Origin of the sequence: Aphanothece microscopica RSMan92 (genome assembly GCF_046613545.2) — a bacterium.
GTDB lineage: Bacteria > Cyanobacteriota > Cyanobacteriia > PCC-6307 > Cyanobiaceae > NIES-981.
In genome coordinates this window covers 1-395 of the sequence record NZ_JBKKKY020000662.1, presented here as the reverse complement: position 1 = coordinate 395, position 395 = coordinate 1, and the positions used below count along the sequence as shown (strand labels likewise).

Below are 395 nucleotides of genomic sequence, written 5' to 3'. Positions count from 1 at the left end.
TTCCAGGTGCAGACGGGGTCATCGCTGAACCCGTTCGCGCTGGACATGTCCAAGTTCAGCTGTCCGAAGTCCTTCTGACATGGCACAGAAGTTCGGCGCCTTCGGAAAACTGCCGGCTCTCGGGGACTTCCTGAAGATGGATCTGCCCGCCAGCTTTGTCGATCCCTGGGACCGCTGGTTGCAGGAAGGCATGCTGGCGGCCCGCAGCGCGCTGGGCGACCGGTGGCAGGACTGCTATTTCTCGGCCCCGATCTGGCGGTTCAACCTGTCGCCGGGGCTTGCGGGGGCTGCGCCGATGACCGGGGTGATGATGTCCTCGGTCGACCGCGTGGGCAGGCAGTTCCCGCTGACGCTGGCATCGCCGCAGGCCGACGGCAGTGCACCAGTGCTGCAGC

The 395-nt window shown here is 65.8% G+C and carries 1 protein-coding gene; it reads left to right on the top strand.

Translation table 11 applies throughout. From position 1 onward, the window contains the following. Positions 1-79: 79 nt before the first annotated feature. The coding region (gene tagF / locus ACLD7X_RS19530; RefSeq protein WP_411425337.1) for a type VI secretion system-associated protein TagF at positions 80-395 on the top strand (316 nt) is incomplete at its 3' end.